The organism is Streptomyces sp. NBC_00631, assembly GCF_045206895.1.
Taxonomy (GTDB): Bacteria; Actinomycetota; Actinomycetes; order Streptomycetales; family Streptomycetaceae; genus Streptomyces.
The window spans coordinates 1,984,012-2,006,236 of sequence record NZ_CP107734.1 but is presented as its reverse complement, the minus strand read 5'-3'; the positions used below and the strand labels follow the sequence as shown (position 1 = coordinate 2,006,236).

Genomic DNA, 22,225 nt, shown 5'->3' with positions numbered 1-22,225 from the left:
GTCGAGTGCTCGGTCAGGGGGCGATGTTCCACCGCTGGCAGGTGTTGTCGAGCTGCTGCCACTGGCGGACCACGGTGCCGTTGGCCGTTCCGCAGTTCGCCACGTCCAGCGTCATACCGGTGTTGACGTTGGTGAGGGTGTAGCTGCTGCCGACCTTGGTGACGTCCCACTGCTGGCAGGTGTTGCCGAGCGAGGCCCACAGCTGGACGGCCGTGCCGTTGCTCTGTACGCAGTTCTTGTCGTCCAGGACCGTGCCGCTGTTGACGTTGGTGATGGTGTAGTGGCCGTTGCCCGCACTGGCGAACTTCCACTGCTGGCAGGTGTTGCCGAGCGAGGCCCAGATGTCGATCGAGGTCCCGTTCGCGGTACCGCAGTTCACCGCGTCCAGCACCTTGCCGGAGTTGGTGTTGGTCAGCCGGTAGGCGGTGCCGGCGACCGGGAAGGAGGCGGTGGGGGTGGTGTAGCCGACGGAAGTGATGTTGGCCTGTACGGCGTTGTCGGCGGCGTCCGTGGGATAGCCGGAGGTCATGACGCCCTCGAAGAAGGAGCCGTCGGACCCGTTGCTGTCGTCACCGCCGGTGCCCAGGACGATGGCGCCCTCCTTGGACATCGGGGTGTATCCGCCGATGTTGGGCAGGGCTCCGCTGTACCAGGTGGTCAGTGAGCCCGACTGTGCGTTGCCGCCCTTGATCGCATAGGTCGTCGTGCCGTTGTTCTTCTCCAACGCGGTCACGTATTCACTGGAGTTGCCCTTGTTGTTGGTGTCGGAGCCGTTGGCGCCGGCGAACAGGCCGTTCTCCAGGTCGGCCTGGACCCACGGACCCGAACCGGAACAGGGCGAGAACCAGCACTCGGTGCCGAAGTTGATGGCGTCCATGTGCCCGTTGCCGGTGTCGTTCGTGGACGTCTCGGCGTTCCCGTAGTCGAAGCAGCACCGGTTGTTGACGTGGTGGCCGCTGGTGACCATGTACGTGCCCTCGGGAGAGCTGCCGGTGGCGATGCCCGTGGTGCTGTTGTCGCGGTAGCCGACGCCCGCGGACACGAAGACGCCGTACGCCGCGTGGCCGCCGACCGTGACCGGGAGGGCGTCGGCGATCGCACCGACGTCCTGTCCGCCGTTGCCGCCCGGCCCCTCGATGGTCAGGTCGTTGTGGTTGGAGCTCTGGTCGTAGATCTTGGTGATGGTGCAGGTCGTGCCGGAGCAGAAGGAGTCCTGTGCCGCCGCGTTGGCGTAACCGCCGGTGCTGAGGACGCCGATGTTGGTGGTCGCGCCGTCCGAAGCGCGCTTCACCTGGTACAGGGAGCCGCTGTAGGAGCCGTAGAGCGCCCGCGTGGTGCTGTGTGCGGCGGCGCACGGTGTCCCCGCGGAGGCGTAGATGTCGCAGGGCAGGGACGAAGCGGCCTGGGCCGTGCCCGCGATGCCGACGACCCCGGCCAGGATGCCCCCGACCAGGGTGAGGACCGCGCCCACCGTCAGCAGGAGCCCTCTCAGGCGTCGGCCTGTCACTCGACCTTTCACGGTGAACCTCTTCCGTCGTGACGTTCTTCTCTCGCCCGGCGGCGCATGCTCCGGGAGACGAAGGTATGAGTGCGCTAACAATCAGGGCCCTCGGGTGCGGTGACTCGTCCGAGCTGCACAGAAGGGCGATGGCGATGGGGCGGCCGGGCTGGGCGCTGCTCTGGTCGAGCAGGGTTGCTGACCGCATATCCGCAGGTCAGGCGAGTGTCTCAGTCCGGGCTGGGGACTCGTGCCGGTGTCGTTCTCGCGTGGTCGGCGAGTGAACGACCGGTCTCGCGACTCCGTCTTTTTACGGCGGGATGAATACCCGGTCAACACTGTCGAACAGTCAAGAGTGCGGAAACAAAAGCTGTGCAGTCTGTTTACCCGGGTGTGCGGCCGTACCCGACGGGGCCTCCCAGGCAGTGGATAACGCCAGTTCAGAACCGTTCCGAGGCGTCCCGCGCGGTCGGGAAGCTGCCGAAATGAGGGGGTCGGCACAGCCTTGACCCTCTCAGATTGAGTGCGCTAACAATTTGCCACGGCCCGCTGCTCCCACCGGAGAGGCAGCCGATGGGACGACAACCTGATGGCGCGTGAGGAGGGGGAGCATGGACGGGGATCGCGCACCTGTGATGACGGACGTGGCCCGTATCGCGGGCGTCTCGCAACAGACCGTCTCACGGGTCCTCAACGACCACCCGAACGTGCGGCCCGCCACCCGGGAGCGGGTGCTCGCCGCGGTCCGCGAGCTCGGCTACCGGCCCAACGCGGCCGCCCGCACCCTCGCTACGCGCCGCACCCGCACCCTGGGCGTGATCAGCTTCAACACCACGCTGTACGGCCCGGCCTGCATGCTCTACGGCATCGAGCAGGCGGCCAGGCAGCACGAGTACTTCGTCACCGTGGCGGCCGTCGGCACCCTCGACCGGCGTTCGGTGCTGGACGCCGTCGACCGGCTGCGGGACCAGGGTGTGGAGGGGATCGTCGTCATCGCACCGCAGACCGCGGCGGTGGGCGCGCTGGCGAACGTGCCCGCGGACGTGCCCCTGGTCGCGGTCGGCTGCGGTACTCACACGGCGCTGGCCTCCGTCGCCGTGGACAACGAGGCGGGTGCCGAGCTCGCCACCTCCTACCTTCTCGATCTCGGCCATCGCACGGTGCACCACCTCGTCGGGCCGCGTTCCTGGCTCGACGCGCAGGAGCGCGAGGCCGGCTGGCGCGGCACCCTGGAGAAGCGTGGGGCTCCCGTGCCCCCACCGCTGGCCGGCGCCGACTGGACGGCCCGTACCGGATACGAGCACGGCCGGCGGATCGCTGCCGACCCCGAGGTCACGGCGGTGTTCTGCGCCAACGACCACCTGGCACTCGGCCTGCTGCGGGCGCTGCAACAGGCCGGGCACCGGGTGCCCGAGGACATCAGCGTCGTCGGATTCGACGACATGCCGGAGACCGAGTACTTCGGCCCGTCACTGACCACCGTCCGTCAGGACTTCGACGAACTCGGCCGGCGGGCCCTGCGTGCGCTGATCGAGATCGTCGGTGACCCGGACGCCGGGATCCCGGCGTCCGGCGAGACACCCCACATCGTCATACCGCCCAGTCTCGTGGTGCGGACCTCGGCGACCCGCGCCCGACACCGAACAGGAAGTACGCGATGACAGCCCCCGGTTGACGCGACCGCGAGGGAGGCGGCCTCGACACACCGCCACGTCACCGGCTCCCCGGACACCAGGGGCCGTCGCGGGTGACGTGCCCTACGGGGTGACGCGCAGACCGCAAGCGATCGGCCGTGACGTCCACCGGTCGCGACAGCTCCGCCCCGGCCCACCGCCCCCAGCGGCCGGCTCCCAAGTCCTGAACCACCGTCAGGCATCCCCGCACCTCCGCATCGGCCCGCGCCTTCGCCGCGCCCACACGACGCCGCCCGGGCGGCAACAGCGCCCGCACCACCCACCGCTCCCGAGGGAACGACCACACCACCCTCTGCCGACCAGGCACCGCCATGCCCAGTGCCGGAACGCGGCCGAGGGCGCGCTCCAGCCGTCCCCGAGCCGCCACCTCCGCTTCCGACCGTGGGCCCCCGCCCGACGCGACAAGGCCGACCGGCAACGCCGACCGACGCCGCGAACCCGCGACGCGAACCGAGGACGGCAACCGACGACGCCAACCGGCAACGGCAACAGCAACCGACGTAGCCAGCCCCGGAACCCCACCCGACGAACCCACCCCGACAACACCAACCCGATACGTCCAGAAGGGCGCTGATCACCCATGATCCGTAGCAGAGCCTCCCGCACCGTGGTCGTCGCGACCGCCGTGGTCATCTCGCTCGCCGCCGCCGGCTGCTCCAAGAACGCGGGGGGCTCCAGCTCCGCCGGCTCGTCGAGCTCCGCCAGCTCCGGCTCGGCCCCGGTCAGCCTGGCCGGTTCGGTCACCTTCAACCAGACGAACCTCGCCAAGCTCGACGCGGCGCTGAAGTCCGCGCTGGCCGGCAAGGACCTGTCCAAGGTCGACATCGCCATGGTCGTGAACGTGGCCGCCGACTACTGGAAGGCCGGCCAGGTCGGCTTCCTCAAGGGCTGCTCCGACCTCGGCATCTCGAAGAGCAAGTGCACCTACTTCGCCCCGCCGAACGGCAAGCTGACCGAGCAGAACTCGGAGCTGGAGACCCTGCGTTCGCAGGGTGTCACCGGCTACTCGATCTCGGCGATCGACCCGACCTCGGCCGCGGGGACCATCCACACCGACGTCCAGAAGGGCATCAGCGTCCTGGCGATCGACTCGCCGCTGCCGGGCACCGACGCCGCCTCGCTCTACCTGGGCACCCCGAACTACACCGCCGGCTTCCAGGCGGGCACCGCGATGAAGCAGGTGCTCGGCGGCAAGGGCAAGGTGGCGATCCTGGTCGGCTCGCTCACCGCGTCGAACGCCACCCAGCGCATCCAGGGCTTCGAGGACGCGCTCAAGGGCACCCAGATCACGGTCGCCCAGAAGGTCAACGACAACCTCCAGGCCAGCACCGCCACCTCCGACGCGGAGACCATCCTCGCCAACAACCCCGACGTCAACGGCCTGTACGGCGTCTACTCCTACGACGGCCCCGCGCTGGCGCAGGCGGTGACCTCGGCGGGCAAGACGGCTTCGGTGCACATCGTCTCCGACGACTCCGACGCCCAGACCCTGAAGTTCATCCAGTCCGGTGTGATCTCCGGCACCGTCGTGCAGATGCCCTACCAGCAGGGCTACACCGGCGCGTACATCCTGGCCGCCGAGAAGGTGCTCGGCAAGGACAAGACGATGGCGCTCGTCAAGCCGTACCTGGAGAAGGACGGTTCGACCCTGAGCTCCGGCGTGGGCCTGGTCACCAAGTCCGACCTGAGCGCGTACCAGTCCCTCGAATCGCAGCTCGGGATCGGCTGAGCATGACGGCCACGAAGAACGCCCCGAGCCGCGCGGTCACCGCGCGGCTGCGGGGGGTGCACAAGTCCTACGGACCGGTGCGCGTCCTCGACCTGCCCGAACTCGACCTGTACGCCGGTGAAGTGGTCGGTGTGGTCGGCGAGAACGGCGCCGGGAAGTCCACGCTGATGGGCACGCTCGCCGGATCGGTCCACCGGGACGGCGGCGAGATCCTGATCGACGGCGAGCCGCTCGTCGCGGGGTCGACCGAGGCGGCCGGCCAGCTCGGTATCGCCATGGTCTCGCAGGAGTTCCCGCTGGTCGGCCAGCTCTCGGTGGCGGAGAACCTGCTGCTGGGCCGCCGCCCCCGCGAGTCCAAGCGCCGGTTCCTGGTGGACGGCGCCGCGCAGCGGGCCGAGGCGAAGGCGATGCTGGCGGAGATCGGCCTGTCCGCCGAGACGATCCCGGTGGGCCGGGAGGTACGCACCCTTCCGGTACCGACCCGGCAGATGATCGAGATCGCCAAGGCCTGGGGCCGCGAGCCCAAGCTGCTGATCCTGGACGAGCCGACCTCCTCACTCGGTCCGGTCGAGGCCGAGATGGTGCTCGGCCTGGCCCGGCAGCTGGCCGAACGCGGCGGCACGGTGCTGTTCATCGGGCACCGTCTCGACGAGGTCCGGGACATCAGCGACCGCGTCCTGGTGCTGCGCAACGGCAGACTGGTGGCCGACCTCGAACCGGCCGAGGCCACCGAGGAACGGCTGATCCGGGAGATGGTCGGCGGCGAGGTCGCCCAGGGCGAACCGAAGGCACCACCGGCGACGAGCCCCGTCCTGCTGCAGGTCGAGGGCCTGACCGCGGACGGTCTCGGACCGGTCGACCTCCAGGTGCGCGAGGGCGAGATCCTGGGCGTGGCAGGACTGATGGGTTCGGGCCGCAGCCGCCTGGTCCACACGATCGCGGGCGCGCAGCCCTCCACCGGCGGCCGGATGCGGCTGGGCGGCGAGGACTACCACCCGAAGGGCGCGGGCGACGGAGTGGCGGCCGGGATCGCGCTGATCCCCGAGGACCGCAAGGAACAGTCGCTGGTCCTCTTCGCGTCGATCCGCTCCAACGTCGTCGTCTCGGTCCTCAGGCGGATCAGCAGCCGGGGCCTGCTCGGCCCGGGCCGGGAACGCGCCGAGGCACGGAAGATCACCGAGAACGTCAACGTGCGGATGCAGTCGGTCGAGCAGCCGATCGGCTCGCTGTCCGGCGGCAACCAGCAACGCGCCATCTTCGGGCGGGCGTTCGCCGCCGAGCCGCGTCTGCTGCTGCTCGACGAGCCCACGCGCGGTGTGGACGTGGGCGCGAAGGCGGAGATCTACCAGCTGATCGACCGGGCGGCCCAGGAGGGCATGGGCGTCGTGGTCGCCTCCTCCGAGCTGGAGGAACTGCTGTGGATCTGCCACCGCATCGCGGTGATGAACCACGGAAAGGTCGCCACGGTCATCGACCGGGCCGACGCCTCCAAGGAACGGATCATGACGGCCGCGGCCGGAACAGCGCCGGGCGGCCCTGAAGAGCCCGCTCGGGAAACGCCCGATCAGGAACACCTCACGAACGGAGCCACAGCATGAGCGCGCAGAGCACGCTCGCCCCCGAGGAGGCCGCGCCGAAGCAGCGCCCGGCCGTGTCGAACCTCGCCCGCAAGCTGGCCGCCTCCCCGGAGGCCGGCGTCATCATCGCCTGTGTGCTGGTGTTCGTCGGGATCGCCGCCAACGCCGACACCTACACGGCGGTGGGCAACCTCCAGGTGATGGGCCGCGACCTGTCCCAGGTCGGCATCCTGGCGATCGGCGAGTCGCTGGTCATCCTGACCGGTGGCATCGACCTGTCGGTGGGCGCGCTGGCCGGGCTGGCGGGCATCCTGGCCGCCTGGTTCAACGTCAACGAGGGCATGCCGGCGCCCCTCGCCATCCTGTTCACCCTGGTGATCTGCGGCCTGGTCGGTCTCTGGCACGGTGTCATGGTCACCCGTCTCAACGTGCCGCCCTTCGTGATCACCCTGGTCACCTACACGGTGGCGCAGGGCACCGCGCTCGCGATCACCAGCGGTTCGCCCATCAACAACCTGGACCCGATGTTCAGCAACCTGAGCCAGTACTACATCGGCGAAGTCCCGGTCCCCGCACTGTTCTTCGTCGGCGCCGCCGCCGTCGCCTGGTTCGTGCTGGAACGCACCTACGTGGGCCGCCAGATCTACGCGGTCGGCGGCAACAAGGAGGCCGCCCGGCTCGCCGGCATCCCGACCGCCCGCCGGATCACCTCCACCTACGTCGCCAGTGCCGCCCTGGCCGGTCTGGTCGGCGTCCTGGTGATCGGCCGCATGAACGTGGCCGACCCGTCCGTCGGCGCCGGCTGGGAACTGACCGCGATCGCCGCCGCGGTGGTCGGCGGGATGTCGCTCTCCGGCGGCGAGGGCCGGATCGCCGGCATCGCGGCCGGTGCGATCCTGCTGGAGTTCATCACCAACGGCCTGCTCGCACTCAAGGTCAGCCCGTACGACCAGCAGGTGGTGCAGGGAGGGGTCCTCGGCGTCGCCATCCTGCTGGACCGGGCGCGCGCCCGCTACTTCGGCAGGAGCCGCAGCTGAGGGTCCGTCGCGACCGCTGACCACGGCGTGGGAGGCCGTGTCGGCGTCGACAAGTGATCGAACAACGGTCGGCATATCGAACACTGCTGTGTGGAGGAGACTGATGGAGAACGCCGGAGACGAGACAGCCGGGAACCCGGAACCCTGTGTCGTGGGTGTCGACTTCGGGACGCTGTCCGGGCGGGCCGTGGTGGTCCGGGTGCGTGACGGCGCGGAGTTGGGGGCGGCCGAGCACGAGTACCGGCATGCCGTCCTCGACCGGGAGCTGCCGGACGGCACCCGGTTGCCTCCGGAGTGGGCTTTGCAGGTGCCGTCGGACTACGTCGACGTCCTGCGGCACGCGGTGCCGGCGGCGCTCGCGGCCGCCGGTGTGGCGGCCGGGCAGGTGATCGGTATCGGTACGGATTTCACCGCGTGCACGGTGCTGCCGGTGCTGGCGGACGGTACGCCGTTGTGTGAACTGCCTGAGTACGCGGGCCGTCCGCACGCCTATGTCAAGTTGTGGAAGCACCATGCCGCGCAGGGCCAGGCCGACCGGATCAACGCGCTGGCCGCGGAGCGGAAGGAGCCGTGGCTGGAGCGGTACGGGGGCAAGATCTCCTCGGAGTGGGAGTTCGCCAAGGCGCTGCAGCTTCTGGAGGAGGATCCGGAGGTCTACCGGCGCATGGAGCGCTGGGTGGAGGCGGCGGACTGGATCGTGTGGCGGCTGTGCGGGACGTACGTCCGCAACGCCTGCACCGCCGGCTACAAGGGCCAGTTGCAGGACGGCGTCCATCCCTCCCCTGCGTACCTGGCCGCGCTGAACCCCGGTTTCGCCGGCTTCGTGACGGAGAAGCTGGACCAGCCGATCGGCCGGCTCGGTGACCTGGCCGGGACACTGACGGCGGAGGCGGCGGCCTGGACGGGGCTGGCGGAGGGCATCGCGGTGTGTGTGGGCAATGTCGACGCCCATGTCACGGCGCCGGCCGCGGCGGCGGTGGAGCCGGGGCAGATGGTCGCCATCATGGGCACCTCCACCTGTCATGTCATGAGCTCCGACCAGCACGGCACGGTCCCGGGCATGTGCGGGGTGGTCGACGGCGGCATCCTGCCGGGGCTGTGGGGTTACGAGGCCGGGCAGAGCGGTGTGGGGGACATCTTCGGCTGGTTCGTGCGGACCGGTTTCCCGGCGTCGTACGCCGAGCGGGCGGCGGCGGCCGGGCAGGGTCCGCACGAGTACCTGACCGCTCTCGCGGCCGGGCAGAAGGTGGGCGAGCACGGTCTGGTCGCTTTGGACTGGCACAGCGGCAACCGCTCCGTGCTGGTCGACCACGACCTCAGCGGCGTTGTGGTGGGCCAGACCCTCTCCACGCGTCCCGAGGACGTCTACCGGGCGCTGCTGGAGGCGACCGCGTTCGGTACCCGCACCATCATCGAGGCGTTCGAAGCGTCCGGGGTGCCGGTCACGGAGCTCGTCATCGCGGGCGGTCTGACCAAGAACGCGCTGCTGATGCAGATCTACGCCGACGTCACCCGCCGTCCTCTGGGCGTCATCGGCTCCGCGCAGGGTCCGGCTCTGGGTGCGGCGATGCACGCCGCGGTCGCGGCCGGGGCGTACCCGGACATCCAGGCCGCCGCCCGGTCCATGGGCAAGGCCGACCGGGGCGTCTACCAGCCCGACCCCGAGCGGGCCGCGGCCTACGACCGCCTGTATGCCGAATACCGGTTGCTGCACGACTACTTCGGCCGCGGCACCAACGACGTCATGCACCGCCTGCGCCGCATCCGTGCCGAGGCGTCGGCCTGAGCGCCCTGTCTTCCCGCCCCCAGCAGTTCCATGTGAAAGGAACCCCCGTGATGAGCGCCCCCGAAAAGCTGTCCGCCGGCCAGGAGATCTGGTTCCTCACCGGCAGTCAGGGTCTGTACGGCGACGACGTGCTGCAGCAGGTAGCCCACCAGTCCCGGACGATCGCCGAAAGACTCGACTCGGCCGAGCCGATCCCGCTGCGGATCGTCTGGAAGCCCGTCCTCACCGACGCCGAGTCGATCCGCCGGCTGTGCCAGGAAGCCACGGCCTCCGACGCCTGCGTCGGCGTGATCGTGTGGATGCACACCTTCTCCCCGGCGAAGATGTGGATAGCCGGACTGAGCGCGCTGGACCGGCCGGTGCTGCACCTGCACACCCAGTACAACCTGTCGCTGCCGTGGTCGAGCATCGACATGGACTTCATGAACCTCAACCAGGCCGCCCACGGCGACCGCGAGTTCGCCCACATCGAGTCCCGGCTCGGCATCGAACGCAAGATCGTCGCCGGGCATGCCACCGATCCGCGCGTGATCCGCAGGGTCGCCGCCTGGGCACGGGCCGCCGCCGGCCGGCACGCGGCACGCACCCTGCGCCTGGCCCGCTTCGGCGACAACATGCGCGACGTGGCCGTGACCGAGGGCGACAAGGTCGAGGCCCAGCTGCGGTTCGGCTTCTCCGTGAACACCTACGGGGTCAACGACCTGGTCGCCGTCGTCGACGCCGTCGAGGACAAGGCCGCCGCCGAACTCGCCGCCGAATACGTCGACGCCTACGACATCGTCCCGGCCCTGCGCCCGGGCGGCATCCGCCACGACTCGCTGCTCTACGCCGCCCGCCAGGAACTGGGCCTGCGCGCCTTCCTCACCGAGGGCGGCTTCACCGCCTTCACCACCAACTTCGAGGACCTCGGCGGCCTGCGCCAACTGCCCGGCCTGGCCGTCCAGCGCCTCATGGCCGACGGCTACGGCTTCGGCGGCGAGGGCGACTGGAAGACCTCCGCGCTGCTGCGCACGATGAAGGTCATGGGCGCCGGACTGTCCGGCGGCACCAGCTTCATGGAGGACTACACCTACCACCTCGGTCCCGGCGAGCCCCGGATCCTCGGCGCCCACATGCTGGAGGTCTGCCCCTCCATCGCCGCCGGCCGCCCCCGCTGCGAGATCCACCCCCTGTCCATCGGCGGCCGCGAGGACCCGGTCCGCCTCGTCTTCGACGCCGCCGAGGGCCCCGCCGTGGTCGTCGGCCTGTCCGACCTCGGCGACCGCTTCCGCCTCACCGCCAACGAGGTCGATGTCGTCGCCCTCAGCCAGCCCCTGCCCCAGCTCCCCGTGGCCCGCGCGGTGTGGAAGCCCCGCCCCTCGCTCGCGGAGTCGGCGGAGAGCTGGCTGCTGGCGGGTGCCCCGCACCACACCGTGCTCAGCTCCGCCGTCGACATCGAGACCCTCACCGACTACGCCGCGATGACCGGCGTCGAACTGCTCACGATCGACGAGAACACCACCACCGAGCAGTTCGCCAAGGAGATCCGCTGGAACGCCGCCTACCACCGCCTCGCCCAGGCCCTGTGAACGAAGGAGACACGATGCCCACAGCGATCCGGGCGGGCCTGCGCCAAGAGGTACTGGAGGCCAACCTCGCCATCCCCCAGGTCGGCCTGGCCACCCTGACCTGGGGAAACGTCAGCGGAGTCGACCGCGAGGCCGGGGTGTTCGTCATCAAGCCCTCCGGCGTCCCCTACGAGGACCTCGCCCTGGACCACCTGGTGACCGTCCGCCTCGCCGACGGCGAAGTCGTCGACGGCGACCTGCGACCCTCCACCGACACCGAGACCCACCGCTGCCTCTACCTCGCCTTCCCCTCCATCGGCGGCGTCACCCACACCCACTCCACCCATGCCGTCGCCTTCGCCCAGGCCCGCCGCGACATACCCGTCCTCGGCACCACCCACGCCGACACCTTCAACGGCCCCGTCCCCGTCACCCCCGACCTGACCGCCGAACAGTGCGCGAAGGACTACGAGTACAACACCGGCCGCGTCATCGTCGACCTGCTCGCGGAAGACGACCGGCGGGCCGTCGAGGTCCCCGCCGCCCTCGTCGCCAACCACGGCCCCTTCACCTGGGGCAGCTCGGCCCGCAAGTCCCTCGAACACGCCATCATCTGCGAGGCCGTCGCCGACATCGCCCTCCACACCCTGGCACTCTCCCCGACCGCCCCACCCCCACCGCACCTCCTGAACCGCCACTACACCCGCAAACACGGCCCCGACGCCTACTACGGCAACCCGGACGTGACACCAGCCACCAGATGACCGGCGTACTTCGCTGCCGGGCCGGTCGGGCTGTACCCGGGGGTGCGGCCCGACCCGTCTGTTCCCACCTCTTTCCCTGAGGGCCCGGGGCGCCGCGTCCGTCGAACCCCGCCGGCGGTTTCGGTCCCGTGTGGCCGGGGCACCCGTGCCACGCCCGGAACGGGCCTGTCCCGGCCTCCAGGCGTCCCCCCTGTCCGGCGGGCGCGCGATTGGACCTGCCGGTCACCGAGTGGCAGCGCCGTCGCGTGGAACTCGTACGAGCGTCCCCCCGGGGCAGCCGAGGCGGGCCAGGGAGACGGCACGTGCAGCGAGGAGGCCGAGCCATGACCGACAGCGGCGCCGACGCGACCCACGGGACGCGGCCGGACCCCAGGCACCAGAACCAGCTGTACGGTCCGCAGCCGGACGTGGCGGGCGCGGCCGGCTACCCGGACAGCCCGCCGCGCATGGGTTTCTTCACCGACACCACCGTGTGCATCGGCTGCAAGGCGTGCGAGGTGGCCTGCAAGGAGTGGAACGCGGTCCCCGAGGACGGCCTGGAACTCACCGGCATGTCCTACGACAACTCGCAGGGGCTCGGCGCCGACACCTGGCGTCATGTCGCCTTCATAGAGCAGCGCAAACCGCTGGGCGTCCAGGAACCGGGGGTCTCGCACGACGACGTCGACGTGTTCGCCGCCGCCCAGACCCTCGGCACCTCTCCCGCCTCTCCCGGACCGGGCGCCACGGCACCGGCCGCGGACACCGCACCGGCGGGCGCGCCGACCGGGGAGATCTCCCCGGTCCGACCCGACGGACGCACCGAACTGCGCTGGCTGATGGCCTCGGACGTGTGCAAGCACTGCACCCACGCGGCCTGCCTCGACGTGTGCCCCACCGGATCGCTGTTCCGCACCGAGTTCGGCACGGTCGTCGTCCAGGAGGACATCTGCAACGGCTGCGGCTACTGCGTGCCCGCCTGCCCGTACGGAGTGATCGACCAGCGCAAGGACGACGGCCGGGTCTGGAAGTGCACGCTCTGCTACGACCGCCTCGGCACCGGCATGGAACCGGCCTGCGCCAAGGCCTGCCCCACCGACTCCATCCAGTTCGGCCCGCTGGACGAACTGCGCGAGCGGGCGGCCGGCCGGGTGGCCCAGCTGCATGCCGCCGGTGTCCCCGACGCCCGCCTGTACGGCGAGGACCCCGGCGACGGGGTGGGCGGCGACGGCGCGTTCTTCCTGCTGCTGGACGAGCCCGAGGTGTACGGGCTGCCCCCGGACCCGGTCGTCACCACCCGGGACCTCCCGGACATGTGGCGGCACGCGGCGCTGGCGGCGGCCTCGCTGGCCGCGCTCGCCGTCACCAGTTTCGTGGGCACCGGCCGAAGGAGGCGGTGATGACCGGTTCCGATGTGACACGCGACGGTGTGCGAGGCACCCGGCCCGGGCGGGACGCGCCGACCGGGAAGCACGGCAGGCGCCGCCGGGGGCGCGGCGAGCGCAGCATGGTGCCCGACGCCGAGTTCTCCTCGTACTACGGCAGACCGATCCTCAACAAGCCCACCTGGAAGCCGCTCGACATCGCGGGCTACCTCTACCTGGGCGGGCTCGCCGGCGGCTCCTCGCTGCTGGCCGCGGGGGCACAGTTCACCGGACGGCCGGCGCTGGCCCGCGCCGCGAAGCTGGGCGCGACCGGCGCCATCTCCCTGTCGCTGGCGGCGCTGGTCCACGACCTGGGCCGCCCGGCCCGCTTCCTGAACATGCTGCGCGTCCTCAAGCCGACCTCGCCGATGAGCGTGGGCTCGTGGCTGCTGGCCGGATACGCCCCGCTGACCATGGCGGCGGCGGCCACCGACATGGCCGGCCGCTACCGGCTCGTCGGTACGGCCGCCACCGCGTCGGCCGCCGTCCTCGGCCCCGCGGTCGTCACCTACACCGCCGTGCTGATCTCGGACACCGCCGTGCCGTCCTGGCACGAGGGCTACCGCGAGCTGCCGTTCGTCTTCGCGGGCTCGGGCGCCACCGCCGCGGCCGGACTGGCGCTGCTGGCGGCCCCACCGGCCCAGACCGGGCCCGCCCGGCGGCTGGCGGCTCTGGGCGCCACCCTTGAGCTGGGCGCCTTCCAGCTCATGAAGCACCGGATGGGCGGCCTGCTCTCCGAGCCCTACGAACAGGGCCGGGCCCACACCCTGCTGCGCGGCTCGGAACTCCTCACGGCGGGCGGCGCGGCCCTGGCGGCCGTCGGCGGTCTCGGCATCCGATGGCCCCGCCGAACGCTCGCGGCCGTGGCGGGCGCGGCCCTGCTGACCGGCTCGGCGGCGCTGCGGTTCGGCGTCTTCCATGCCGGGGTGGCCTCCGCCGAGGACCCGAAGTACACGGTCGTACCGCAGCGGGAGCGCCTGAACAACAAGGGAGAGGACGGGACAGCGACTCGGCCATGACATCGCCGGGGCGCGCGCGGGGCGGCCGGGTACGGCACCGGCTCGCGGCGCCGTCGGCGTCCCTGGGGTGTACGGAGACCAGCCGGCCCCGCCGGCGAGCACCCCGGCCGTGCACAGGGCGTGGGCGGAGGCGGCCCGTGCGGGTTTCCAGGCGGATTTCCGTACAGTCCGCGAGCGGACACACCAGCGGCGTCGATCCGTGCCGTCGCGGTGGACGGGACCGCCATCGGAGTCCCCGACAGCCCCGCCCCACCTGCCGAGCCGGTTTCGGCCGACGCGGCGCGGGTACTCCGGGCCAGCGAGAGACCCGTACGCGGAAGGGAGACGGCGCCGATGCCCACCCGGAGTCAGGCGCTGCGCCTGACCACCGACGGGGGCGACATCCTCAACCCAGCCGCACAGCGCCGTCCCGGCCTGCCCGAGGAGGCCCGGGACGCGGTCGGCGGACGCCCCGCCGACCGCCGGGGAACGGAACGGGAGGACTGAACCATGGGCATACGCACCTGGATCGACTCCTGGCCGGTCTACCGCCAGCTCACCGGCACCGACCCGCTGGGCCGCGGCGCCGCCGCGAAGAGCGGGCACAGCGCCCGGCTGACCTCGCGCGTCGCGAGCGCGGAGCGCGTGGTGAAGTCGGTCTGCCCCTACTGCGCGGTCGGCTGCGGCCAGAACGTCTACGTGGAGAACGGCAAGGTCACCCAGATCGAGGGCGACCCCGACTCCCCGGTCTCCCGCGGCCGCCTCTGCCCCAAGGGCTCGGCCAGCCTCCAGCTGACCACCGGCGACTCCCGCGAGCACCAGGTCCTCCACCGGCGTCCGCACGCCACCACCTGGGAGCACCTGGACCTCGACACGGCGATGGACATGATCGCCGACCGGGTCATCGCGTCCCGCCGGGCCGGCTGGGAGTGGGAGGTCGACCAGACCCGCACCCGGCGCACCCTCGGCATCGCGAGCCTGGGCGGGGCGACCCTCGACAACGAGGAGAACTACCTGCTCAAGAAGTTGTACACGGCGCTCGGCGCGATCCAGATCGAGAACCAGGCGCGTGTTTGACACTCCTCCACCGTTCCCAGTCTGGGAACCTCGTTCGGACGCGGCGGCGCGACCACCTTCCAGCAGGACCTGCAGCACTCGGACTGCATCGTCATCCAGGGCTCGAACATGGCCGAGTGCCACCCGGTCGGGTTCCAGTGGGTCATGGAGGCGAAGGCCCGTGGCGCCAAGGTGATCCATGTCGACCCGCGGTTCACCCGCACCAGCGCGCTGGCCGACATCCATGTCCCGCTCCGCGCGGGCACGGACATCGCCTTCCTCGGCGGGATCATCAACCACGTCCTGGAGAACGAGAAGTACTTCCGGGACTACGTCGTCGCGTACACCAACGCGCCCGTGATCCTCGGCGAGGACTTCCGTGACACCGAGGATCTGGACGGCGTCTTCTCCGGTCTCGACCCGGACAGCCGCTCCTACGACAACAGCAGCTGGCAGTACGAGGGCATGGAGGTGCAGGCGGCCTCCGGCGAGCGGGACCAGGAGTACGAGGAGCGCACCGGCGGCGGCAGCTCGGTGAGCGAGGCCGCGCGCGGCGAGGCGCACGGCTCCGGCGGTGCCGACATCGGCGAGGGCGAGCCCGAGCGGGACGAGACACTCACCCACCCGCGCTGCGTCCTGCAGGTCCTCAAACGGCACTTCGCCCGCTACACACCGCAGACGGTCGAGCAGATCTGCGGGGTCCCGCAGGACGTCTTCCGCCAGGTGTGCGAACTGGTCACCGAGAACTCCGGGCGCGACCGCACGACGGCGTTCGCCTACGCGGTCGGCTGGACCCAGCACACGGTCGGCGTGCAGTACATCCGCGCGGCCGCCATCCTGCAGAGCCTCCTCGGCAACATCGGCCGGCCCGGCGGCGGCATCCTCGCGCTGCGCGGCCACGCCTCCATCCAGGGCTCCACCGACATCCCCACCCTGTTCAACCTGCTGCCCGGCTACATCCCCATGCCGCACGCCCACCAGAACCAGGACCTGGACGCCTTCGTCGAGGCGGAGGCCGCCCGCAAGGGCTACTGGGGCAACATGCGCTCCTACCTGGTCAGCCTGCTCAAGGCGTACTGGGGCGACGCGGCCACCCCGGAGAACGACTTCTGCTTCGACTACCTGCCACGCCTGACCGGCTCCCACTCCACCTACGAGACGACCATGGCCCAGCTGGAAGGCGTCTGCAAGGGCTACTTCCTGGTCGGTGAGAACCCCGCCGTCGGCAACGCCAACTCCAAGCTGATGCGCCTCGGCATGGCCAACCTGGACTGGCTCGTGGTCCGCGACTTCTCCCTGATCGAGTCGGCCACCTGGTGGCAGGACGGCCCCGAGATCGAGACGGGTGAACTGCGCACGGAGGACATCCGCACCGAGGTGTTCTTCCTGCCGGCCGCCGCGCACACCGAGAAGGACGGCAGCTTCACCAACACCCAGCGCCTGCTCCAGTGGCACCACCAGGCCGTCGAACCGCCGGGGGAGTGCCGCAGCGACCTGTGGTTCGCCTTCCACCTCGGCCGCATCATCCGCGAGAAGCTGGCCGGCTCCACCGACCCCATGGACCAGCCGGTGCTGGACCTGGCCTGGGACTACCCCACCAAGGGCGAACACGCCGAACCCGAGGCGGAGGCCGTCCTCGCCGAGATCAACGGCTACGACGCCCAGGGCAACCCGCTCGCCTCCTACGAGCAGCTCCACGCCGACGGCTCCACCACCTGCGGCTGCTGGATCTACTGCGGGGTCTACGCCGACGGCGTCAACCAGGCCGCCCGCCGCAAACCCGGCCAGGAACAGAACTGGGTCGCGAACGAATGGGCCTGGGCCTGGCCGGCCAACCGGCGCATCCTCTACAACCGCGCCTCCGCCGACCCGGACGGCAAGCCGTGGAGCGAACGCAAGGCCCTGGTGTGGTGGGACGAGGAACAGGCCAAGTGGGTCGGCCACGACGTCCCCGACTTCACCGAGGACAAGTCGCCGCAGCACCGTCCGCCGCCCGGCGCGACGGCGGCCGAGGCCCTCTCGGGCACCGACCCGTTCATCATGCAGGCAGACGGCAAGGCCTGGCTGTACGTGCCCTCGGGCCTCACCGACGGGCCGCTGCCCACCCACTACGAGCCGCAGGACTCGCCGTTCCCGAACCTGCTCTACGGCCGGCAGCGCAACCCGGTACGGCAGTTGATGCCCTCGAAGCCCGAGAACCGCTACCAGCCCAGTGGCACCGAGCCCGGCTCCGAGGTGTTCCCGTACGTGGCCACCACCTACCGGCTCACCGAGCACCACACCGCGGGCGGCATGTCCCGCTGGCTGCCCTACCTCGCCGAACTGCAACCCGAGTTCTTCTGCGAGGTGTCACCCGAACTCGCCGCCGAGCGCGGGCTGGAGCACACCGGCTGGGCGACGATCGTCAGCGCCCGCGGCGTGGTCGAGGCCCGGGTGCTGGTCACCGACCGGATGGCCCCGCTGACCGTGCAGGGCCGCCGTCTCCACCAGGTCGGCCTGCCCTACCACTGGGGCCCGAACGGCTACAGCACCGGCGACGCCGCCAACGAACTGGTGCACCTGTCCCTGGACCCCAACACCCACATCCAGGAGACCAAGGCCTTCGCCGTCGACATCCGCCCCGGCCGCCGCCCGCGCGGCCCGGCCTCGGTGGAGCTGGTGCGCGCCTACCGGGCGCGGGCGGGCATCGACGAGCACACCGGTACGGAGCTGTGATCACCTGAGGACGAGCGAGTGGTCACCGAGTGGCACCAGCTCCCCGATCACCGGCGCCCCCGGCACCTCTCCGGCCACCAGCAGCCCACCGGAGGTCTGGGCGTCGGCCAGCAGCAGCCGTGTGTCGGCGTCCGAGGCCCCGAAGTCGGTGTACGGCGCCACCCAGTCCAGGTTGCGCCGGGTGCCGCCGCTGACATACCCGTCCCGGACCGCCTCCCGGGCGCCGGACAGGTAGGGCACGGCAGCGGTGTCGATCACGGCGGTCACGCCGGAGGCGCGGGCCAGCTTGTGCAGATGGCCGAGCAGCCCGAAGCCGGTGACATCGGTGGCGCAGCTCGCCCCGGCGGCCAGGGCGGCGGCGGAGGCGTCCCGGTTCAGGGCCGTCATCGTGGCGATCGCCTGCTCGAACCGCTCGCCGGTCGCCTTGTGCCGGTTGTTCAGCACGCCCACGCCGAGCGGCTTGGTCAGCGACAGCGGCAGACCGGGCCGCCCGGTGTCGTTGCGCAGCAGCCGCGCGGGGTCGGCGACACCGGTGACCGCCATCCCGTACTTGGGCTCGGGATCGTCGACGCTGTGCCCGCCGCCGACATGGCAGCCGGCCTCGGTGGCCACGTCCAGCCCGCCCCGCAGCACCTCACGGGCGAGCTCGAACGGCAGCCGGTCCCGGGGCCAGCCGAGGAGGTTGACGGCGAGCAGGGGCCGGCCGCCCATCGCGTACACGTCCGACAGCGCGTTGGCGGCGGCGATGCGTCCCCAGTCGTAGGGGTCGTCGACGACAGGCGTGAAGAAGTCGGCGGTGCACACCACGGCCGTCCCCTGCTGCCCGGGCAGGGCGACCACGGCCGCGTCGTCGCCGGTGGCGAGGCCGACGAGCAGCGGGCTGTCGCCACCGGTGAGGGGAGGCGCGGCCAGCCCGCTGACGACCTCCTCCAGCTCACCGGGCGGGATCTTGCAGGCGCAGCCGCCGCCGTGGGCGAACTGTGTGAGCCGTACGGACGCCTGGTGGGTCGCTGGTGTCATACCGGTCTCCTGGGGAACTAGCGTGACGGTCGGTGGAGGCGTGTGGGTGCCTGGTGGCCCTCCCGGTCTTCAAAACCGAGGTGCCCGAGGATCTCGGGCAGGCGGGTTCGATTCCCGTCCGCCTCCGTCCCCCGCCCGCGGACGGCAGCGCCGGCGCTGGTCGTCCACGCGCTCCGTGTACCCCCGTGAGTCCAGCCACTCCAGCAGCGGTACGGCCACCCGGCGGGTGGTGTCCAGGGCCTGCCGGGCCTCGCTCAGCGTGAACGGCTGCGGCAGCCGTTCGAGTACGGCGGCGGCTCGGGCGTCCGCGCCGGGCAGCAGCACGAGCCCGTCGGCGATCCGCAGCAGCGCCCCGGCCGCCTCCGCGGCGGCCACCGCCTTCCGGGTGAGACCCAGCTCGGCGAGCCGGTCGGCGTCCGGAGCACGGAAGGGGGTTCCGGCGAGGTCCTCGCGGACGGCGTCGACGGCAGCCCGGACGGCGGGCGGGAGTGCCGGACGGAGACCGCCGGCACCGTACAGCCGGCCTTGGCGAAGGGTGAGCCGGGGAACGGTGGCGGCGAGCGCGTCGACCAGTGAGCGGTCGGGCAGGCCCAGCAGATGCCGGGCGGCCTCGGTCGGCAGCCCGGGGTCCAGGGCGTGCTCCTCGGCGTGCCGTGCCACCACGTCGACCAGCCGCCCGCCCAGCCGGGCCCAGTGGGCCGGGTCGGCGAGCCAGTCCCCGGCGACGGGCGGGCCGGGTGCCGGGACACCCATCGCGAGCAGGTCCGAGCCTCGGACCAGTCCGCGCCGGCGCAGCTCGGCCGCCCCGTCCGGAGCGCCGGTCATGCCCGCGAGCTCGGCCGCCCGGGCCCGTCCCGCACCCCGCCGGGACAGTCGCGGCGGGCGGACGTCCAGCACGGTCGCGGCACAGGGCACCCGTCGGCCGCCCGGTTCGCGCAGCACCGCGCGGTCGCCGACGCGCAACGGCAGCGCCCGGCCCAGGGCGAGCCGGGCGGTGTCCTCGCCGAGCGGCCGGACGGTCACCGGGACGGCGGCGGTGCCGATGTGCAGGGTGACACTCCGGGGCAGGTCGGCGACCGGCTCCCCGACGACCCGGACGTCCACGACGCCGGTGCGCAGCCAGCGCTCCGGCGTCAGCAGCACCGCACCGCGCCGCAGCTCCGCCGCCCCGCTGCCGTGCACGTTGACGGCCACCCGCGCCACTGCGGCGACGGCGGAGCGGTCCTCGTGCAGGGACTGCAGCCCGCGGATCCGGAGGGAGGCGGTGCCGTCACCCGTCACCAGCCGGTCCCCGACCCGCAGGGTCCCGGCCCCGAGCGTGCCGGTGACCACCGTGCCGTGACCGCGCACCGTGAACGCCCGGTCCAGCCACAGCCGTACGTCCGCGTCCTGGGGCGGCACGGGCAGAGCGGCCGCCAACTTCCGCAGCGCGGCGCGGAGTTCGTCGAGCCCCGCGCCGGTCGCCGAGCTGACCGCGACGGCGGGGACCGGTCCGAGCGAGGTGGCGGCCAGGCGTTCCGCCGCGTCGGCCAGTACCGGTGCCGGGTCCGCCAGGTCGCTGCGGGTCACCGCGAGCACGGCGTGCCGTACGCCGAGGGCGTCCAGGATCGCCAGGTGCTCCTCGGACTGGGGCTGCCAGCCCTGGTCGGCGGCCACCACGAACAGCACCGCCGGGACGGGACCCACCCCGGCGAGCATGGTCGGCACGAACCTCTCGTGGCCGGGCACGTCCACGAACGCCAGCGGCTCCGCTCCGGCGTCGAGCCGGGTCCACACGAACCCCAGGTCAAGGGTGAGCCCCCGGCGCCGCTCCTCCTCGAACCGGTCCGGTTCCATCCCGGTCAGCGCCCGCACCAGGGCGGACTTGCCGTGGTCGACATGTCCCGCCGTGGCCAGCACCCGCATGACGCTCGCCCCTATCCGCCGGCCGCCGCGCGCACCGCTTCGGCCAGGCGCGCGTCGTCCTCCGGGGGAACCGTCCGCAGGTCGAGCAGACAGCGCCCGCCTGCCAGCCGTCCGACGACCGGGATCAGCCCGGTCCGCAGGGCGGCCGCGAACGGCTCCGGCAGGGACAGGGCCGCGCTGGGCAGCGTCACCCCGGGCGCGCCGCCTCCGCCGACCGTCGCCACGCTCTCGACGGCCCGCACGTCGATACCGCCTTCGCTCGGGGAGGCGGCCGGGAAAGCGCCGAGCGCGGCGGCGAGCCGGTCGGCGCGGACGCGGAGCGCGGCGGGATCGGCGGTCAGCGCCTCGGCGGTCGGGGTGGGCGGTCCGGTGAGCGTCGCCTCCAGGGCGGCCAGGGTCAGCTTGTCGACGCGCAGGGCACGGGCGAGGGGGTGCCGGGCGAGGGTGCGGACCAGGCCGGCCTCGCCGAGCAGCAGTCCGCACTGCGGTCCGCCGAGCAGCTTGTCGCCGCTGGCCGTCACCAGGGAGGCACCGGCGCGCAGCTGGGTGGTGGCGTCCGGTTCCTCGGGCAGCAGCGGATGGGGGGCGGGCAGACCGGAGCCGATGTCGACGACGACCGGAACGCCCAGACCGGCGAGGTCACCCACGTCCGCGGCACGGGTGAAGCCGGTGATACGGAAGTTGGAGGGGTGCACCTTCAGCACGAAACCCGTCTCCGGCCCGATCGCGGCCGCGTAGTCCTCGGCCGTGGTGCGGTTGGTGGTACCGACCTCGCGCAGCCGGGCCCCCGTGGCGGCCAGCAGGTCCGGCAGGCGGAAGCCGTCGCCGATCTCCACCATCTCGCCGCGGCTGATCACGATCTCGCGGCCCGCGGCCAGCGCGGTGGCCGCCAGCACCAGTGCGGCGGCACCGTTGTTGACGACGTGCACGCCCCCGGCGTCGGGCACCCGGTCGTGCAGCGCCCGCAGCGCGGTACGCCCGCGACGGGCCCGCACCCCGGTGACCAGATCCAGCTCCACGTCGGTCGGTCCGGCGGCCTCGGCCACCGCGCGCCGGGCCGCCGCCGACAGCGGCGCCCGGCCCAGGTTGGTGTGGAGCAGGACCCCGGTGGCGTTGATCACGGCGCGCAGTCCGCAGGAGGTGTCCGGCAGCAGGGCCACCGCTTCGTCGGCCACCGCCTGCGGTGGGATCCGGCCGGTCCGCGCTCCCTCCTGCGCCTGCCGGACGGCCGCCTTGACGACGGGTGCGCCGAGCCGACCGGCCGCTTCGGCCAGCCGTGGATCACGCAGCAGGGCGTCCGTCCGCGGCACCCGGCGCCGTACGTCGGGGGCGGGTCCGGCAGGGCCGGACGCCGGCTGCGGGCCACGGTCCGTGCCCGGCTGCCCCGCTGTGCCTCTCGGATCCATGCGGCCCCTGTCCCTCCCGCCCGCGTCGGGTGCGGGCAGGCCCATCGTCTCCCGGTGCCCCGAACCGGAGGGCCGACACGCCTGTTCGGA

Annotated in this window: 15 protein-coding genes, 1 tRNA gene and 2 pseudogenes; 13 read left to right on the top strand and 5 right to left on the bottom strand. The window is 72.1% G+C overall.

Annotated elements, in window-relative coordinates:
• Window positions 1-13: 13 nt before the first annotated feature.
• On the bottom strand, window positions 14-1,507 hold the full coding sequence (locus OHB00_RS09230) for an arabinofuranosidase catalytic domain-containing protein (protein ID WP_406433110.1): 1,494 nt from the start codon (window positions 1,505-1,507) through the stop codon (window positions 14-16).
• A gap of 602 nt (window positions 1,508-2,109) precedes the next feature.
• On the opposite strand from OHB00_RS09230, the gene OHB00_RS09225 reads away from it, so the two are divergent.
• The 11 genes from OHB00_RS09225 (at window position 2,110) to fdh (ending at window position 17,804) form a co-directional block, all read left to right on the top strand.
• The gene (locus OHB00_RS09225) at window positions 2,110-3,159 is read left to right on the top strand and encodes a LacI family DNA-binding transcriptional regulator (RefSeq protein WP_406433108.1); all 1,050 of its coding nucleotides are present in this window, start codon (window positions 2,110-2,112) and stop codon (window positions 3,157-3,159) included.
• Window positions 3,160-3,772: 613 nt separating this feature from the next.
• Complete coding sequence (locus OHB00_RS09220) at window positions 3,773-4,921, top strand: substrate-binding domain-containing protein (RefSeq protein ID WP_406433107.1); 1,149 nt, start codon at window positions 3,773-3,775, stop codon at window positions 4,919-4,921.
• A gap of 2 nt (window positions 4,922-4,923) precedes the next feature.
• A complete protein-coding gene (locus tag OHB00_RS09215) occupies window positions 4,924-6,519 on the top strand; it encodes a sugar ABC transporter ATP-binding protein (protein WP_406433105.1) in 1,596 nt (531 codons plus the stop codon).
• Entirely contained in the window at window positions 6,516-7,535 is a 1,020-nt protein-coding gene (locus OHB00_RS09210) for an ABC transporter permease (protein ID WP_406433103.1), read from the top strand. The genes OHB00_RS09215 and OHB00_RS09210 overlap by 4 nt, the downstream gene beginning before the upstream one ends.
• Window positions 7,536-7,638: 103 nt before the next feature.
• Window positions 7,639-9,321 carry a ribulokinase gene (araB, locus tag OHB00_RS09205; RefSeq protein ID WP_406433101.1) on the top strand — a complete coding sequence of 561 codons (1,683 nt, stop codon included), beginning with the start codon at window positions 7,639-7,641 and terminating at the stop codon, window positions 9,319-9,321.
• Window positions 9,322-9,371: 50 nt separating this feature from the next.
• On the top strand, window positions 9,372-10,889 hold the full coding sequence (gene araA, locus OHB00_RS09200) for an L-arabinose isomerase (protein ID WP_406433099.1): 1,518 nt from the start codon (window positions 9,372-9,374) through the stop codon (window positions 10,887-10,889).
• A gap of 14 nt (window positions 10,890-10,903) precedes the next feature.
• On the top strand, window positions 10,904-11,632 hold the full coding sequence (gene araD, locus OHB00_RS09195) for an L-ribulose-5-phosphate 4-epimerase AraD (RefSeq protein WP_406433097.1): 729 nt from the start codon (window positions 10,904-10,906) through the stop codon (window positions 11,630-11,632).
• Window positions 11,633-11,955: 323 nt separating this feature from the next.
• Complete coding sequence (locus OHB00_RS09190; RefSeq protein ID WP_406433095.1) at window positions 11,956-13,011, top strand: 4Fe-4S dicluster domain-containing protein; 1,056 nt, start codon at window positions 11,956-11,958, stop codon at window positions 13,009-13,011.
• On the top strand, window positions 13,011-14,054 hold the full coding sequence (gene nrfD / locus OHB00_RS09185; RefSeq protein ID WP_406433093.1) for an NrfD/PsrC family molybdoenzyme membrane anchor subunit: 1,044 nt from the start codon (window positions 13,011-13,013) through the stop codon (window positions 14,052-14,054). Before OHB00_RS09190 ends, nrfD begins: the two co-directional genes overlap by 1 nt.
• 333 nt (window positions 14,055-14,387) lie before the next feature.
• Window positions 14,388-14,540: a hypothetical protein gene (locus OHB00_RS09180; protein WP_406433091.1), complete on the top strand. Its 153-nt coding sequence runs from the start codon at window positions 14,388-14,390 to the stop codon at window positions 14,538-14,540.
• A 3-nt stretch (window positions 14,541-14,543) separates the two neighbouring features.
• Window positions 14,544-17,804, top strand: a complete 3,261-nt coding sequence (fdh, locus tag OHB00_RS09175; RefSeq protein WP_406433089.1) for a formate dehydrogenase — start codon at window positions 14,544-14,546, stop codon at window positions 17,802-17,804.
• On the opposite strand, the gene selD is transcribed toward fdh, so the two are convergent.
• Complete coding sequence (selD, locus tag OHB00_RS09170; protein ID WP_406433087.1) at window positions 17,805-18,824, bottom strand: selenide, water dikinase SelD; 1,020 nt, start codon at window positions 18,822-18,824, stop codon at window positions 17,805-17,807. It abuts the gene before it with no gap.
• 34 nt (window positions 18,825-18,858) lie between these two features.
• Between selD and OHB00_RS09165 the strand changes: the two genes are divergently transcribed.
• Window positions 18,859-18,951, top strand: a tRNA-Sec gene (locus OHB00_RS09165).
• 35 nt (window positions 18,952-18,986) lie between these two features.
• Here OHB00_RS09165 and OHB00_RS09160 read toward each other — a convergent pair.
• Window positions 18,987-19,577 (bottom strand): annotated as a pseudogene (locus OHB00_RS09160) (SelB C-terminal domain-containing protein); the annotation flags it as partial.
• Between the two features lie 70 nt (window positions 19,578-19,647).
• Here OHB00_RS09160 and OHB00_RS09155 point away from each other — a divergent pair.
• Entirely contained in the window at window positions 19,648-20,166 is a 519-nt protein-coding gene (locus OHB00_RS09155) for a hypothetical protein (RefSeq protein ID WP_406433085.1), read from the top strand.
• An 86-nt stretch (window positions 20,167-20,252) separates the two neighbouring features.
• Here the strand turns inward: OHB00_RS09155 and OHB00_RS09150 are convergent.
• Together OHB00_RS09150 and selA are read right to left on the bottom strand one after the other, a co-directional pair.
• Window positions 20,253-20,729 (bottom strand): annotated as a pseudogene (locus OHB00_RS09150) (GTP-binding protein); the annotation flags it as partial.
• 11 nt (window positions 20,730-20,740) lie between these two features.
• Window positions 20,741-22,135, bottom strand: a complete 1,395-nt coding sequence (gene selA, locus OHB00_RS09145) for an L-seryl-tRNA(Sec) selenium transferase (protein ID WP_406433083.1) — start codon at window positions 22,133-22,135, stop codon at window positions 20,741-20,743.
• Window positions 22,136-22,225: the final 90 nt, after the last annotated feature.